At 68.9% G+C, this 15,012-nt stretch carries 11 protein-coding genes; 6 read left to right on the forward strand and 5 right to left on the reverse strand.

Translation table 11 applies throughout. The features are described 5' to 3' along the window. The first annotated feature begins 3 nt into the window (after window positions 1-3). Window positions 4-1,236, forward strand: a complete 1,233-nt coding sequence (gene dinB / locus CGR01S_RS08010) for a DNA polymerase IV (RefSeq protein WP_042424924.1) — start codon at window positions 4-6, stop codon at window positions 1,234-1,236. Between the two features lie 30 nt (window positions 1,237-1,266). Here the strand turns inward: dinB and CGR01S_RS08015 are convergent, their stop codons facing one another. Together CGR01S_RS08015 and CGR01S_RS08020 are read right to left on the reverse strand one after the other, a co-directional pair. Continuing rightward, window positions 1,267-3,024 carry a methyl-accepting chemotaxis protein gene (locus tag CGR01S_RS08015; protein ID WP_042424927.1) on the reverse strand — a complete coding sequence of 586 codons (1,758 nt, stop codon included), beginning with the start codon at window positions 3,022-3,024 and terminating at the stop codon, window positions 1,267-1,269. 26 nt (window positions 3,025-3,050) lie between these two features. Continuing rightward, a complete protein-coding gene (locus CGR01S_RS08020; protein WP_369345548.1) occupies window positions 3,051-3,794 on the reverse strand; it encodes a chemotaxis protein CheW in 744 nt (247 codons plus the stop codon). Between the two features lie 364 nt (window positions 3,795-4,158). Here CGR01S_RS08020 and CGR01S_RS08025 point away from each other — a divergent pair, with 364 nt between their 5' ends. Together CGR01S_RS08025 and CGR01S_RS08030 are read left to right on the forward strand one after the other, a co-directional pair. Further along, complete coding sequence (locus tag CGR01S_RS08025; protein ID WP_042424930.1) at window positions 4,159-5,721, forward strand: methyl-accepting chemotaxis protein; 1,563 nt, start codon at window positions 4,159-4,161, stop codon at window positions 5,719-5,721. A gap of 152 nt (window positions 5,722-5,873) precedes the next feature. After that, entirely contained in the window at window positions 5,874-7,433 is a 1,560-nt protein-coding gene (locus tag CGR01S_RS08030; protein WP_042424932.1) for a methyl-accepting chemotaxis protein, read from the forward strand. 8 nt (window positions 7,434-7,441) lie between these two features. Here CGR01S_RS08030 and queF read toward each other — a convergent pair whose 3' ends face one another. The 3 genes from queF to CGR01S_RS08045 all read right to left on the reverse strand — a co-directional run bounded on the left by queF (window position 7,442) and on the right by CGR01S_RS08045 (window position 12,373). Continuing rightward, window positions 7,442-8,290, reverse strand: a complete 849-nt coding sequence (gene queF, locus CGR01S_RS08035; RefSeq protein ID WP_042425295.1) for an NADPH-dependent 7-cyano-7-deazaguanine reductase QueF — start codon at window positions 8,288-8,290, stop codon at window positions 7,442-7,444. 69 nt (window positions 8,291-8,359) lie between these two features. After that, entirely contained in the window at window positions 8,360-9,136 is a 777-nt protein-coding gene (gene yaaA / locus CGR01S_RS08040) for a peroxide stress protein YaaA (RefSeq protein ID WP_042424935.1), read from the reverse strand. 240 nt (window positions 9,137-9,376) lie between these two features. Continuing rightward, window positions 9,377-12,373, reverse strand: coding sequence for an Rne/Rng family ribonuclease (locus CGR01S_RS08045; RefSeq protein ID WP_042424938.1), 2,997 nt, complete (start codon window positions 12,371-12,373; stop codon window positions 9,377-9,379). Window positions 12,374-12,949: 576 nt separating this feature from the next. Between CGR01S_RS08045 and CGR01S_RS08050 the strand changes: the two genes are divergently transcribed. The 3 genes from CGR01S_RS08050 to CGR01S_RS08060 are packed head-to-tail and all read left to right on the forward strand — an operon-like array spanning window position 12,950 to window position 15,011. After that, entirely contained in the window at window positions 12,950-13,963 is a 1,014-nt protein-coding gene (locus CGR01S_RS08050; protein WP_042424943.1) for an RluA family pseudouridine synthase, read from the forward strand. Beyond that, the gene (locus CGR01S_RS08055) at window positions 13,960-14,631 is read left to right on the forward strand and encodes an HAD family hydrolase (protein ID WP_042424946.1); all 672 of its coding nucleotides are present in this window, start codon (window positions 13,960-13,962) and stop codon (window positions 14,629-14,631) included. Before CGR01S_RS08050 ends, CGR01S_RS08055 begins: the two co-directional genes overlap by 4 nt. Then, the gene (locus CGR01S_RS08060; RefSeq protein WP_042424948.1) at window positions 14,628-15,011 is read left to right on the forward strand and encodes a Rieske (2Fe-2S) protein; all 384 of its coding nucleotides are present in this window, start codon (window positions 14,628-14,630) and stop codon (window positions 15,009-15,011) included. The genes CGR01S_RS08055 and CGR01S_RS08060 overlap by 4 nt, the downstream gene beginning before the upstream one ends. Window position 15,012 lies beyond the last annotated feature (1 nt).

Below are 15,012 nucleotides of genomic sequence, written 5' to 3' on the forward strand. Positions count from 1 at the left end.
ACAATGGCGGCTGTGACCGCCAGCCCGCCTCTGATTCGCCGCATCGCCCACCTGGACATGGATGCCTTCTATGCCAGCGTGGAGCTGCTGCGCTACCCGCAGCTCCAGGGCCTGCCCGTGGTGATCGGCGGTGGGCGCCGCGCCTGCGACAGCGCGCTCACCGCCGAAGGCGCGCTCCTGCCGCTGCACGAGATCCCGCTCTCGGCCTTCCCGCGGCTGCAGGACTACACCGGGCGCGGCGTCATCACCACCGCCACCTACGCGGCGCGTGCCTTCGGCGTGGGCTCGGCCATGGGCCTGATGAAAGCGGCGCGCCTGTGCCCGCAGGCCATCCTGCTGCCGGTGGATTTCGACGAATACCGGCGCTATTCGCGCCGTTTCAAGGCCATCATCACCGACATCGCCCCGGTGATGGAGGACCGCGGCGTGGACGAGGTGTACATCGACTTCACCGAGGTGCCCGGCGGCCAGCGTGAGGGCGGGCGCGTGCTCGCGCGCCTGATCCAGAAAAGCATCCACGACGCGACGGGCCTGACCTGCTCCATCGGCGTGGCGCCCAACAAGCTGCTGGCCAAGATGGCGAGCGAGTTCCACAAACCGAACGGCATCTCCATCGTGCACGAGGCCGACCTGGAGCCGCTGATCTGGCCGCTGCCGTGCCGCAAGATCAACGGCATCGGCCCCAAGGCCAGCGAGAAGCTGGCGCACCACGGCATCCACACCATCGGCGAACTGGCGGCCCGCCCGCGCGACTGGCTGGTACAGCACTTTGGCAAGGCCACGGGCGCCTGGCTGCACGAGGCCGCCTGGGGGCGCGACGCGCGCCCCGTGGTGACCGAGAGCGAGCCCGTGAGCATCAGCCGCGAGACCACCTTCGAGCGCGACCTGCACGCCGTGCACGACCGCGCCGAGCTCGGTGCCATCTTCACCGGCCTGTGCGAGCGCGTGGCGCAGGACCTGCAGCACAAGGGCTATGTGGGGCGCACCATCGGCATCAAGCTGCGCTATGACGACTTTCGCAGCGTCACGCGCGACCAGACCATTGCCGAACCCACACAAGACGCCGCCGCCATCCGCCGCGTGGCGGGCCTGTGCCTCAAGCGCGTGCCGCTGCAGCGGCGCCTGCGCCTGCTGGGCGTGCGCGTGGGCGGGCTGTCGCGCCCCGGTGAAAGCCACCAGCCGCCCGCGGGGCCGGGTGGCGCAGGGTGCGCGGGCGGCACCGCCGAGCTGTTCTAGCGCCACGGCGCGGACGGATGCCGCATCGCCTCAGAACGAGGTCCAGTCGTCCGACGCCGCGTCACCGGCCTTGGCGCTGGCGCGGGGCTGCCCGCCCGCCAGGGCCGCCACCACGGGCTTCCTGCCACCCTGGACCGCCGGCGCCGGCTTGGCCGCGGAGGGCGCGCGTTGCACGAAGGCCGTGTGCTGGGCCGGCGGCGTGTAGGCTGCGGCAGGGGCGGCATCGCCGATCTTGAATACCGCCACGGCACTCACCAGCTGCTGCGCCTGCTGATTGAGGCTGTCGGCGGCGGAGGCGGACTCCTCCACCAGTGCCGCGTTCTGCTGCGTCACCTGGTCGAGCTGCATCACGGCGTCGTTGATCTGGTCGATGCCGGCGGTCTGCTCCTTGGTGGCCGCATTGATTTCCGAGATCAGATCGGTCACGCGCCGGACCTGGGCCACGATGTCCTGCATGGTGCTGCCCGCCTCGGTCACCAATTGGCCGCCGGCTTCCACCTTTTGCACGCTGTCGCCGATCAGCGACTTGATTTCCTTGGCCGCTTCGGCGCTGCGTCCTGCAAGACTGCGCACCTCCGAGGCCACCACGGCAAAGCCGCGGCCCTGCTCGCCCGCGCGGGCGGCCTCCACGGCGGCGTTGAGCGCCAGGATGTTGGTCTGGAAGGCGATGCCATCGATGACGCCGATGATGTCGGAGATCCTCTTGGAGGAGGCGTTGATCTCTTCCATCATGTGCACGACCTGCTGCACCACCTCGCCGCCCTTGACGGCCACGCCGCTGGCGGACTGGGCCAGTTGCGCCGCCTGCTGCGCGGTGTCGGAGTTGGTGCGCACCGTGCTGGAGAGCTCCTCCATGGAGGCGGCCGTCTCCTCCAGGTTGCTGGCCTGCTCCTCGGTGCGCTGGGAGAGGTCGGCGTTGCCCATGGCGATCTGGTTGGCGCCCGTCGCGATGCTGTCGCTGCTGCTGCGCACCGCACCCACGACCTGGCGCAGGGACTGCTGCATCTGCTGCATGGCATGGACCACGCTGCCCGGCCGGGCGTGCGACGCATCGATGTGCGTGGCCAGGTCGCCGGCCGCGATGGCGCCGGCCACACTGGCCACGTCGGCCGGCTCGCCGCCCAACTGCCGGGTGATGCCGCGGGTCAGCATGACGCCGATGGCCACGCCTGCCAGCACACCGCCGATGGTCAGGCTGATGAGCAGGATGCGGATGTTGGCGTAGACCTCATCGGTTTCGTTGTTGAGGCGGTCGGCGTTGGCTTTCTTTCTCTCGACCAGCTCTGTCATCAAATCGTCGGCTTTGTTCGTCAGAGGAATCGCCACTTTGAACAAATGCTCGGTCGATGCACGCTTGTCGCTCAGCTCTTCAGTGCGTAGCAATTGTTCGATCTGCTTGATGCTCGCCTCGAAGTCGCGTACCGCCTTCACCGCGTTGTCTACCAACGCTTTGCCTTGCTCGGTGACAAAGGTCTTCTCGGCGGCGGTCAGCTCGGAGTAGACCCGCTGCACACGCTCATCGAGTTCCTTGAGGTTGTGGGCCCTGTCTTCCGTGCTGTTCGACAGAATCGCGGTGCGAATGGAGCGGGCGGCTGCGAGCAGTTGAATATTGGCTTCTGCGGCATGTCTCAGCCCTACGATTTCGCGTTCGTACATGATGCTGGCCATGTCGTTCATGTGTGCGGACTTGAGGATGCCCTGGATGCCAATGACCGCGCCGATGGCGGCGACCACCAGGAATCCGCTGATCAGCTTGGCGCCGACCTTGAGGTTTTTGAACCAATCCATGTGACTTCTCCTTGAAGTTTGCGTAGTTAGGGTTGTTCTGTGTGCAGGGAGCCCAGGCCAGCGCCTTGGACAAGCTTCTCGATTTCCAGCAAAAGAATCATTCGCTCTGCGATGGAAGCGATACCGTGGAGGTAGCTGGTGTCCGCCGAAGCGCCGAATCCGGGAGCCGGCTTGACGTCTGCGCGGGATATCTGGACTACGTCGTTGACACCGTCCACGACCATTCCGAGCACGGTGTCGCAGACATTGATCACGATGACGACGGTGAAGCTGTCGTAATCTGGGTCTGGCAGGTCGAACAGCATGCGCAGATCGACGATGGGAACGATGCGGCCACGCAGGTTGATAACACCCTTGACATAGGCAGGAGCGTTGGCAATGCGTGTGGCGGCGTCGTAGCCCCGGATTTCCTGCACTCGCAGGATGTCGATGGCGTATTCCTCTTTGCCCAGGCGGAAAGTCAGGTACTCCGCGGCGATGGGTCCGACCGGAGAGGAAGTGGGTTCCTGTGGAGCAATGGCAAGGGTCATGGGACGGATCCTCTGGGTGAGTGCCTGGTGTTGGAGGTACAGCGGGAGGCTTGAGGCAAAGCCTTGGCTGGGCTGCTGGTAGGCAGCCAGAAGAAAGGTCTCGCCCCTTTGCTGCGCCTCGGGCCGGATTGCCGGCCAGGGGACATTAGCGGGCCCGAAACGCAGCAGCCAGGTCCCGTAGGGAAAAAACGCCAGGACGGGCGCGACCGCAAAACCGGAAACACTGAAAACGGCTTCCATGGCTGCATCGACTAATTCCCCCCCCCCCAGGGGCGGGAGTTGGCCGAAAGTTTGCTCCTATGCCATACCTTTCAGCAGGAGGCCATAGGTCGGTGGCTTTGCAAGCTTGATTTTGTCGCGTGTGCGACAAAATCTGTTGCTGATTATTACATAAATTTACATTTTCCCTGTGCATTTAAGGGTAAACGCTTGTGCCGCTTGCAGTGGCGTCGGGTTTTCCGACCCCCGGGCCACCGGCACGCCCAAGCGAACCGGCGGCCAGTCCCATCTGCTGGGTTGACGATAGTCAAAAGATGGATGTAACGCGAAGTTAATATGCATTTCCGATACTTCATTCCATCGCTTTTTTCCAAGGTCTGCCCCCATGCGTGTCAATCTGCCGGTCAGCGAGCATGAATACGACTATCCGGGTGAAGAACTCCTGATGTCCACCACCGACAACAAGGGCGTCATCACGCACTGCAACGCGGCGTTCATGCGGGTCAGCGGCTACACCATGGACGAGCTCATGGGCCAGCCGCACAACCTGATCCGCCACCCCGACATGCCGCCCGAGGCGTTCAAGGACCTGTGGTCCACCATCGGCCATGGGCGCAGCTGGTGCGGCATCGTGAAGAACCGGCGCAAGAATGGCGACTACTACTGGGTGCGTGCCCATGTCACACCCATCGTGGTCAATGGCAAACCCCGGGGCTATATGTCGGTGCGCGCCAAGCCCACGCGCGAGGAGGTGCGCGCGGCCGAGGCGCTGTACGACCGGATCCGCCAGGAGCGCGAGGCGGGCGTGAGCAGCTTCGTGCTGCACGCGGGCCGTGTGCGGCATACCGGCTGGCGCGACTGGGTCGGCAAGCTGCAGCGCGCCAGCTTCACGCAGCGCCTGGCGGTGATGATGCTGCCGCTGCTGGCCGTGGCCCTGGCGCCCGCGCTGCTGGGCTGGCGCGGCGCAGACGTGGCTGTCGCCCAGGCCGTGCTGATGGTGGCGTGGGCAGCACTGATCCTGTGGCGCTTTCACCGGCGCATCACCTATGCACTGAACGATGCCAACCGGCTGGCGCGCGACATCGCCGGCTGCAATCTGGGCACCTCGGGCTGCCAGGCCGATGGCCGCCATCCCATGGCGCTGCTGATCGAGCGCCTGCACCAGATCCAGATCAACCTGCGCGCCGTGGTGGGCGATGCGCGCGGCGAGATCGGCGCCTTCGGGCGCATTTCCGCCGAGATCGCGCAGGGCGCGCAGGACCTGTCGGCACGTACCGAGTCGCAGGCCAGCAGCCTGGAGCAGACGGCCGCGTCCATGGAGGAGCTCTCCAGCACGGTGCGCCAGTCGGCCGACGCGGCGCAGCAGGTGCTCAAGGAGAGCGAACGCAGCGCCGACCTCGCCCAGCGCGGCGGCCAGGCCGTGGCCGAGGTGGGCAGCGTGGTGCAGGCGATCGAGCAGTCCTCGCGCAAGATGGGGCAGATCATCGCCACTATCGAGGGCATCGCGTTCCAGACCAACATCCTGGCGCTCAATGCCGCCGTGGAGGCGGCGCGCGCGGGCGAGCAGGGGCGCGGCTTTGCCGTGGTGGCCAGCGAGGTGCGCGCGCTGGCGCAGCGCAGCGCCACGGCGGCGGGCGAGATCCGCGGGCTGATCGGCGAGTCCAGTGCGCACATCGGGCGCGGTGCGCAGCAGATGCAGTCGGCCGGCCAGACCATCGCGCAGGTGGTGCAGTCCGTGGCCCATGTGAATGAGCTCATGGGCCAGATCGGCGTGGCCACGCGCGAGCAGTCCATAGGCATCGCCCAGGTGAACGACGCCGTGACCGACCTGGACCGCGTGACGCAGCAGAACGCCGCGCTGGTGGAGGAGTCCGCTGCATCGGCGCGCTCCATGAGCAATTATGCGGGCGTGCTGGGACGCACGCTGGACGTCTTCAAGCTGCCCTGAGAGGCCGGAGCGCAGGGCGGCTGCGCCGCACGCCGGGGCGCGTGGCCCGGCAGTGGTCGGGGACTTGGGTAATGTTGTCTTGATTTGCATCAACGAGTAACATTTGTAAATTCCAGCCGCTTCCAGGGTGGGACGAACAAGGAACCCTGTCGATGCGCCTGAATTTGCCGGTCACCCAGCGTGAATACCATTTCCCCCCGGAAAGCATGCTGGTGTCCATCACCGACACCCAGGGTGTCATCCAGCACTGCAACCCGGCCTTCATCGAGACCAGCGGGTTCAGCCGCGATGAGCTGCTGGGGCAGCCGCACAACCTGGTGCGCCACCCCGACATGCCGGCCCAGGCCTACCAGGACATGTGGCGCACCATAGGCCGCGGCGAGCCCTGGACGGGGCTGGTGAAGAACCGCCGCAAGAATGGCGACCACTACTGGGTGCGGGCGAATGTCACCCCCATCCTGGAAGGCGGCCGCCCGCGGGGCTATATGTCGGTGCGCACCCGTCCGAGTGCGGCGCAAGTGGCGGCCGCCGAGGCGCTGTACGCCCGCATGCGCGACGAAGCGGCCTCGGGGCGCTGCAGTTTCACGCTCGAATCCGGCCAGGTGCGCTACCGTGGCCTCAAGGGGCTGGGGCAGTGGGCCGGGCAGCGGCCGCTGCTGCAGCGCATGGCCGGCGGCTTGGCGCTGCTCGTGCTGCTGGCGCTGCTGCCCGATGCGGCGGGCTGGCAGGGCGGCGCCGCCGTTGCCGCGCGGGCCGCATTGCTGCTGCTCGGCGCGGGCTGGGTGCTGTGGCGCTTTCAGGCCGCGGTGCTGGCGGGAATGCAGGAGGCCTGCCGCTTTGCCGCGGACATTTCCGTGTGCAACCTGACCACCACGGTGGCGACGGACTTTCCCCAGCCCCTGGGCGCGCTGATGCAGCGGCTGCAGCAGACGCAGGTGAATCTGCGCGCCGTGGTCGGCGATGTGCGCGCGCAGGTGGGCAGCCTGACGGCCGCGGCGGGGTCCATCACTCAAGGCAGCAATGACCTGTCGGCGCGCACCGAAGCGCAGGCCGCCAGCCTGGAGGAGACGGCCGCCTCCATGGAGGAGCTGTCCGGCACCGTCCGGCAGACGGCCGGTATCGCCGCCCAGGTGTCGCAGGAAAGCGCCCACAGCAGCGCGACGGCCTTGCGCGGCGGGCAGGCGGTGCAGGCCGTCGGGGCGGCCATGCAGCAGATGCAGCAGTCGTCCGGCAAGATCGGCGAGATCGTGGGCGTCATCGAAGGCATTGCGTTTCAGACCAATCTGCTGGCGCTCAACGCGGCCGTGGAGGCGGCCCGTGCGGGCGAGCAGGGCCGCGGGTTTGCCGTGGTCGCCTCCGAGGTGCGCGCGCTGGCGCAGCGCAGCGCCGCCGCCGCCCAGGAGGTGCGCGGCATGATCGCGGCCACGGTGGAGCAGGTCTCTGGCGGCGCCCAGCAGATGGACCATGCGGCCGCCACCATCCAGGAGGTGGTTGGCGCCGTGCAGCGGGTGTCCACCATGGTGCAGCAGATCAGCCAGGCCACCCAGGAGCAGGCGCTGGGCATTACGCAGGTGAACGAGGCCGTCACCCAGCTCGACAGCGCCACCCGGCAAAACGCCGTGCTGGTGGAGGAGTCTGCGGCTTCGGCGCAAGGCCTGCGGGCCAGCGCGGTATCGCTGGGCCTGTCGGTGAACGTCTTCCAGCTGCCCTGACGCGCCCTTTACTGCCGCGCCGTGCGCGTGTGGGCCGGCAACTGCATGGGGTGGCTGGTGCGCCAGGGGTTGATGTCCAGCCCGCCGCGGCGCGTGTAGCGTGCGTACACCTCCAGCTTGGTGGGGCGGCAGCGCGTCCACAGGTCCATGAAGATGCGCTCCACGCACTGCTCATGGAATTCCTGGTGCTGGCGAAAGCTCACGATGTATTGCAGCAGCCCTTCCTGGTCGATGGGCGCCCCGCTGTAGGCAATGCGCAGGCTCCCCCAGTCGGGCTGGCCCGTGACTAGGCAGTTGCTCTTGAGCAATCGGCTGGTGAGCACCTCGCTCACCGGGGCTTCGTCGTGGTGTGCGCGTAGCAGTTCGGGCGCCGGCTGGTAGGTGTGGCACTCGATGTCCAGGCGGTCGAGGTCCAGGCCGTCGAGCTCGTGCACGCTCTGCTGGTCGAACTGCTCGGGCGCGATCAGCCGCACGCCCACCGTGCCGGGCTGCGGCGCGCCGTGCCAGACGGCGGCCCCCAGGTCGGCGCGCAGGCGCGCCTGCACGTCCTGCGCGCTGGCAAAAGCGGTCTGGTTGAAGCTGTTGAGGTAGAGCTTGAAGGACTTGCTCTCGATGAGGCAGGGCGTCTCGCAGGGCACGGTGATGTGCGCGAGCGCCACCTGCGGCTTGCCGCGCGCGTTCAGCCAGGAGAGCTCATACGCCGTCCACAGGTCGGCACCGACGAAGGGCGCGCCGGCGGCGCCGATGCCGATCTCGGCGCGCTTGGGCGCGCGCTCCAGGGGGCACAGCAGGGTGGGGTCGTACTGGTCGGCATAGGCCGAGGCCTTGCCCAAGGGGGATTGTTCCGGCAGGGGCATGATCAACTCCCAAAAAGAGAGCAGCTTGCGCTGGATGGACGGGCGTTGGAGCCTGATTTGGCTTGAAATTCACGCCAGGCGGCGGCGGAACACCAGGCGCTCGGGCGTGGAGGCGGCCGGGGCGTGGCGCCAGCCTTCGGCGTCAAAACCGAGCACATCTTCGGGGGTGCGGGCGCGCTGCGCAATGGCGTGGCGCGCCATCAGGCCGCGGGCGCGCTTGGCGTGGAAGCTGATGATCTTCCACGCGCCGTTCTTGTAGTCTTCGAACACGCATTCGACCACGCGCGCAGCGAGCACCTTGCGGTCCACGGCCTTGAAGTATTCCTGCGATGCCAGGTTCAGCACAGCGGGCGCCGCCTGGCCTGCCAGCCGCGCGTTGAGGTGCCGGGCGATGCGCTCGCCCCAGAACTGGTAGAGGTTGGCGCCCGCGGGCGTGGCCAGCTTCGTGCCCATCTCCAGGCGGTAGGGCTGCATGCCGTCGAGCGGGCGCAGCACGCCGTACAGGCCGCTGAGGATGGCCACATGCTCCTGCGCCCAGGCCAGGCTGGCGCGGTCCAGGCTGCGTGCGTCCAGGCCTTCGTACACGTCGCCGTTGAAGGTCAGCACCGCCGGGCGCGCGCTGCCGGGCGCGCCCTCGGGCGTCCAGGCGGCGTAGCGCGCCACGTTGAGCGCGGCGAGCGCGTCGCTCAGATGCATGAGCGAGGCCACCTGCTGCGGCGAGAGCCGGCGCAGCAGGCCGATCAACTCGGCCGATTGCGCGAGAAAGGGCGGTTGCGTCTGCGCCAGGCCGTCGGGCAGGGGGCTGTCGAGGTCCAGCGACTTGGCGGGCGAGAGCAGGATCAGCATGGCAATGACAGGGGGCAGGGGTCATCCGCAGGCGGCGGCAGGCCCGTCCCAGAGGGGCGGGCCTGCGCCTTGCGGCGCTCAGAAGGTGTGAATGAATCCGGCGTGCCCGAGCAGGCCGTCACCACGCGGCCGATCAAGGCGCAAAGCGCAGCCATAGCGCGTGCTATGGCGAGCATTTGCAACGCCGAGCGGGTGTGTGGTGGCGGGATGAGCGGGCATGGTGGGTTCGTTCACACCTTCTCAGGACTCGAACGGCAGGTGCAGGTTGCGCAGGTCGCGCCGGGTCTCCACGAGCACCAGCGGGCCTTCGTCGGGCAGCGCCACGGGCGCGCGTTCGCGCGGCACATGTACCGGAGCGGGCTCGGCGGCAATGGCGGCCTGCACGGCGGCGACCTTGGCGGCATCGGAGTTCACCCACTGCAGGCCCGAGGCCGCGGCGACGCGCTGCAGCTCGTCCAGCGGCAGCGTAAAGCCTGCCACCCGGGGCAGGGCCGGTGGCGCCACGGCCTCTGCCGCGGGGGCGGCTGGCACGGCGGGCGCCGGCACGGCAGCGGGGGCTGGCACCGCGGCTTCGGTCGCGGGCAGGGGCTGCGCCGTCGCCTGCGGGGCGGCCGGGGCCGGCACAGCCGCGACAGGCGCCGGCTCTGCCGCTTCGGGGGGCAGGCTCGGTGCGGCGGGCTGCGCTGCAGGCGCTGCCGGTGCGCTGAAGTAGCTGCGGCGCGGGGCTTCGTCGCTGGCCTGCGGGGCGGCCGGGGCCTCCTGCGTGGCGGTCAGGTCGATGTCGGGCAGCAGCTCGGTGTCGGCGCCTTCCGCGGCGTTGGCGCTGCGCTCGCCGCGTTCGCGGCGGTTGCGGCCATAGCGGTCGCGCGAGCGGCGTTCGCGCCGTTCCTTGCCTTCCATGGGGCTGAAGGGCACTTCGTTGCCGGTCAGGTCCAGGTCGGGCAGCAGCTCCTGCGGCGTGGTGTCGGCGAACTCGGGGGCCGCGGCGCGGGCCTCGGGTGCGCGTTCCGGTGCTTCGCGGCCCTCACGGCCTTCGCGGCTCTCGCGGCCCTCGCCGCGTGGTGTGCGCTCGCGCCGCTGGCCGTTGCCCTGGCGCGGAGCGCGCTCGCTGGCGGCCGCTTCCGGTGCGGCGCCCTCGGCGGCCGCGCCGTGCAGCGGAGCTTCGGTGGCGGCGCGCTGGTCGGCGTCGCGGCGCGGGCGCTGGCCCTCGCGTGGTTCACGGCCCTCGCGCGGGGCGCGTGGCTCGGCCGGGCGGGCCTCACCTTGGCGCTCGCTGCGCTCGCCTCGGCGGTTGCGGCCTTCGCTGCCGGCGTCGCGCGGACCGCGCTCGCCGTTGCGCTCGCCATTGCGTTCGCCATTGCGTTCGCCGCGGCGGCCGCGGCCTTCGCCCCGTCCGTCGCGCCGCGGCTCACGCGCTGCGGGGCTGGCCGCCGGAGCGGCAGCGGCCGGAGCGGCGCTGGCCGGGGTGCCCTGGGCGGGCCGGCCCAGGCCGAACAGGCTCTTGAGCCAGGCAAAAAAGCCCTGTTCCGGTTCGGGCTGCGTGCGCACCGGTGCGCTGGGCGCGCGGGGCGCTGCGGTCGGCGCGGGGGCGGCCGCCGCCGGCGGCTCGGGGCGGGCCGGGGCCTGCGGCGCGGGGGCGTCGGGCAGCACGCCCTTGATCACCGGAGTCTGCCGGTTCGTGGGCTCCTGCGAGCGGCGCGTCACGCGCGTGGGGTCCTCGATGTCCTCGGCCAGCTTGTAGCTCACGTCCAGTTGGTCCAGGCGCGGGTCGTCGTGCTTGAGGCGTTCGAGCTTGTAGTTCGGGGTCTCCAGCGTCTTGTTGGGCACCATGAGCACGGCCACGCGCTGCTTGAGCTCGATCTTGGCGATTTCGGTGCGCTTCTCGTTGAGCAGAAAGCTGGCCACCTCCACCGGCACCTGGCAGTGCACGGCGGCGGTGTTGTCCTTCATGGACTCTTCCTGGATGATGCGCAGGATCTGCAGGGCCGAGCTTTCCGTGTCGCGGATATGGCCCGAGCCGCCGCAGCGCGGGCAGGGGATGGAGGAGCCCTCGCTCAAGGCGGGCTTGAGGCGCTGGCGGCTCATCTCCATGAGGCCGAACTTGGAGATCGAGCCGAACTGCACGCGCGCGCGGTCCTGGCGCAGCGCGTCGCGCAGGCGGTTCTCGACTTCGCGGCGGTTCTTCGATTCCTCCATGTCGATGAAGTCGATCACGATCAGGCCGCCCAGGTCGCGCAGGCGCATCTGGCGCGCCACCTCGTCGGCGGCCTCCAGGTTGGTGCGCGTGGCGGTCTCCTCGATGTCGCCGCCCTTGATGGCGCGGGCCGAGTTCACGTCCACGCTGACCAGGGCTTCGGTGTGGTCGATGACGATGGCGCCGCCCGAGGGCAGGGTGACGGTGCGCGAGTACGCCGATTCGATCTGGTGCTCGATCTGGAAGCGCGAGAACAGCGGCGCGTCGTCGCGGTAGCGCTTGACCTTGGCGGCATGCTCGGGCATGACGTGCGCCATGAACTGCTGCGCCTGCTCGTAGATGTCATCGGTGTCGATCAGGATGTCGCCGATGTCGCTGTTGAAGTAGTCGCGGATGGCGCGGATCACCAGGCTGGATTCCTGGTAGATCAGGAAGGCGCCGCGGCCCGCCTTGGCGGCGCCGTCGATGGCGTTCCACAGCTTGAGCAGGTAGTTCAGGTCCCACTGCAGCTCGGGCGCGCTGCGGCCGATGCCGGCCGTGCGCGCGATGATGGACATGCCCTTGGGGTATTCGAGCTGGTCCATCGCCTCCTTGAGCTCGGCGCGGTCCTCGCCCTCGATGCGGCGCGAGACGCCGCCGCCGCGCGGGTTGTTGGGCATGAGCACCACGTAGCGCCCGGCCAGGCTGACGAAGGTCGTGAGCGCGGCGCCCTTGTTGCCGCGCTCTTCCTTCTCGACCTGGACGATCAGCTCCTGGCCTTCCTTGATGACCTCGTTGATGCGCGCCTGGCTGGGGGCGACGCCTTCAGCGAAATACTGGCGCGAGATCTCCTTGAACGGCAGGAAGCCGTGGCGGTCCTCGCCATAGTCGACGAAGCAGGCCTCCAGCGAAGGCTCGACGCGCGTGACGACGGCCTTGTAGATATTGCCCTTGCGCTGCTCGCGCCCTTCGATCTCGATTTCGTAGTCCAGCAGCTTCTGGCCGTCCACGATGGCCAGGCGCCGCTCTTCGGCTTGCGTGGCGTTGATGAGCATCCGTTTCATGGTGCGTCTTCCTTCTTCTTGCGGCGGGCCTGCCCTGGAGGCACGGGCCCGCAGCGACCCTACAGACAAACAGGCTCTTGACGAGCCAACCATGCCTGGGCTGACGCTGTTGGAACGGAGGGAATTGCCAATGGATGCCGCAGCACCTGCGCGAGCTTATGGACTCGGCGGGGGCGGCAAGGGCGCGTGGATGGGGGCGAAGTGCCTGCGGGTGCGTTGGTTGGCGACCCTGAAAACAGCGGTTTGCGCAGGCAGTACGGGCTTGGGCATGCAATCCATGGCCCATGGGGCAGGCAGGCGCCTGCGCCACAGCGTTGGGATCCACATCACCAGTGCCCACATATTCGCTTCGATCCTTGGGCAGGCGCAGCCCGGGTGGGGTGGCCTGCCCGATGGGGTATTCCGTATCGGTGTTCCAATGTGTGTCAGCCACCCGTGCGCCGCACTGGCCATGGCGGGGAAATGCCCCGCCATCTGCCGCTGCGACGCCCGCCGGCATCGACCTGCCTGCACACAGGGAAATGGCCGCGTGGACTAAACTCCAGACGAATCAACCACTTACAAAACACTGCGCAGGTGACACACATTATAGGGGGCAATCCGGCCACGCACCGGGCGGCCCATCCGTCCCCCCCGGCGGCGCGCCTGATCGCCGTCGATGCCGAATCGGCGGGCCAGCGGCTGGACAATTTCCTGCTGCGCCAGCTCAAGGGCGTGCCCAAGACGCATGTCTACCGCATCATCCGCAGCGGCGAGGTGCGCCTCAACAAGGGCCGCGCCAGCGCCGATGCGCGCGTGAGCGCGGGCGACCAGGTGCGCGTGCCGCCGCTGCGCCTGCCCGAGCGGGCTGTCGCCGCGGCCGGGCGCGCGGCGCCGGCGCGCGAATTCCCCGTGCTGCTGGAGGACGAGCACCTGCTCGCCATCGACAAGCCCGCCGGCACGGCCGTGCACGGGGGCAGCGGCGTGGACTTCGGCGTGATCGAGCAATTGCGCCAGGCCCGGCCGCAGGCCCGCTTCCTGGAACTCGTGCACCGGCTCGACCGCGAGACCTCGGGCATCCTGCTCGTGGCCAAGCGGCGCAGCGCGCTCACGCGGCTGCAGGAGCAGTTCCGCCAGCGCGAGACCGGCAAGACCTACCTGGCGCTGGTGAGCGGCCAGTGGCCGGCGCGCAAGAAGCTCATCGACGTGCCGCTGCACAAATACCTGCAGCCCGACGGCGAGCGGCGCGTGCGCGTGACCACCGCCGAGGACCCCGATGCCATGCGGGCCATCACGCTGGTGAAGGTGCGCAGCAGCCAGCCTGCGCGGCCGCAGGAAGGCCTGCCCGCGTTCACGCTGCTGGAGGTGACCATCAAGACCGGGCGCACACACCAGATCCGCGTGCACCTGGCCAGCCAGGGCCACCCCATTGCGGGGGATGAAAAATACGGGGATTTCGATCTCAACCGCCGCCTGCAGCGCCAGGGCCTCAAGCGCATGTTCCTGCATGCCTGGCGCCTGCAGTTCGACCATCCGGCCACCGGGGAGCGCACCGAGCTGCTGGCGCCGCTGCCGCCCGATCTGGCCTGTTTTGTACCGACCGAGCCATGAGCCCTCTCTCCCGCGCCCGCCGCTTCGACCTGATCGCCTTCGACTGGGATGGCACGCTGTTCGACTCCACGGCCATCATCGTGCGCAGCATCCAGGAGGCCGTGCGCGACGTGGGCGGCGCCATGCCCAGCGAACAGGCGGCCGCCTACGTCATCGGCATGGCCCTGCCGCAGGCGCTGGCCCATGCCGCGCCCGACGTGCCGCCGGACAAATACCCCGAGCTGGCCCACCGCTACCGCTACCACTACCTGCAGCACCAGGAGGACCTGAGCCTGTTCGAGGGCGTGCTGCCCATGCTGGAAGGTCTGCGCGCGCGCGGCCACTGGCTGGCCGTGGCCACGGGCAAGAGCCGCCGCGGGCTGGACCAGGTCCTGCAGATGGTGCAATTGCGCGGCATGTTCGACAGCTCGCGCACCGCCGACGAGACGGCGGGCAAACCCCATCCGCTGATGCTGCAGGAACTCATGGCCGAGTTCGGCGTGCCGCCCGAGCGCGTGCTCATGATCGGCGACACCACGCACGACCTGCAGATGGCGCAGAACGCCGGCTGCCCCAGCGTGGGCGTGAGCTATGGCGCCCACGAGAGCGGCACCTTCGGCGCCCTGGCGCCGCTGCATGTGGCGCATTCCGTGCCGGAGCTGCACCGCTGGCTGGAGGCCCAGGCATGAGCGACGCCGCAGCGCCGGACCAGGCCATTGCCCTGTGCGCCAGCGCCGACCTGCAGGACGGCGGCCTGGCCGTGCCCTTCGAGGTGCTCTACCAGGGGCAGCACTGCCGCGCCTTTGCCGTGCGCTACGCGGGCCAGGTGCATGCCTACCTCAACCGCTGCGCCCATGTGCCCATGGAGATGGATTACCAGGAGAACCGCTTTTTCGACCACAGCGGCCACTGGCTGCTGTGCGCCACGCACGGTGCCACCTACGCGCCGGACACCGGGGCCTGCGTCGCCGGCCCCTGCCGCGGCAGCCTGGTCAAGATCGCCCTGAGCGAAAGCGGGGGTGTGGTGCGCTGGCATACTGCGAAGCAATTGCAACCTTTCGAGTTCTGAA

Origin of the sequence: Comamonas granuli NBRC 101663 (assembly GCF_000739995.1) — a bacterium.
In the GTDB taxonomy this organism is placed as follows: domain Bacteria; phylum Pseudomonadota; class Gammaproteobacteria; order Burkholderiales; family Burkholderiaceae_C; genus Simplicispira; species Simplicispira granuli.

Excerpts from the sequence above, each read along its gene's own strand:
- dinB (WP_042424924.1), top strand. The coding sequence starts at position 4 with ATGGCGGCTGTGACCGCCAGCCCGCCTCTGATTCGCCGCATCGCCCAC.
- CGR01S_RS08015 (WP_042424927.1), bottom strand. The coding sequence starts at position 3,024 with ATGGATTGGTTCAAAAACCTCAAGGTCGGCGCCAAGCTGATCAGCGGA.
- CGR01S_RS08020 (WP_369345548.1), bottom strand. The coding sequence starts at position 3,794 with ATGGAAGCCGTTTTCAGTGTTTCCGGTTTTGCGGTCGCGCCCGTCCTG.
- CGR01S_RS08025 (WP_042424930.1), top strand. The coding sequence starts at position 4,159 with ATGCGTGTCAATCTGCCGGTCAGCGAGCATGAATACGACTATCCGGGT.
- CGR01S_RS08030 (WP_042424932.1), top strand. The coding sequence starts at position 5,874 with ATGCGCCTGAATTTGCCGGTCACCCAGCGTGAATACCATTTCCCCCCG.
- queF (WP_042425295.1), bottom strand. The coding sequence starts at position 8,290 with ATGCCCCTGCCGGAACAATCCCCCTTGGGCAAGGCCTCGGCCTATGCC.
- yaaA (WP_042424935.1), bottom strand. The coding sequence starts at position 9,136 with ATGCTGATCCTGCTCTCGCCCGCCAAGTCGCTGGACCTCGACAGCCCC.
- CGR01S_RS08045 (WP_042424938.1), bottom strand. The coding sequence starts at position 12,373 with ATGAAACGGATGCTCATCAACGCCACGCAAGCCGAAGAGCGGCGCCTG.
- CGR01S_RS08055 (WP_042424946.1), top strand. The coding sequence starts at position 13,960 with ATGAGCCCTCTCTCCCGCGCCCGCCGCTTCGACCTGATCGCCTTCGAC.
- CGR01S_RS08060 (WP_042424948.1), top strand. The coding sequence starts at position 14,628 with ATGAGCGACGCCGCAGCGCCGGACCAGGCCATTGCCCTGTGCGCCAGC.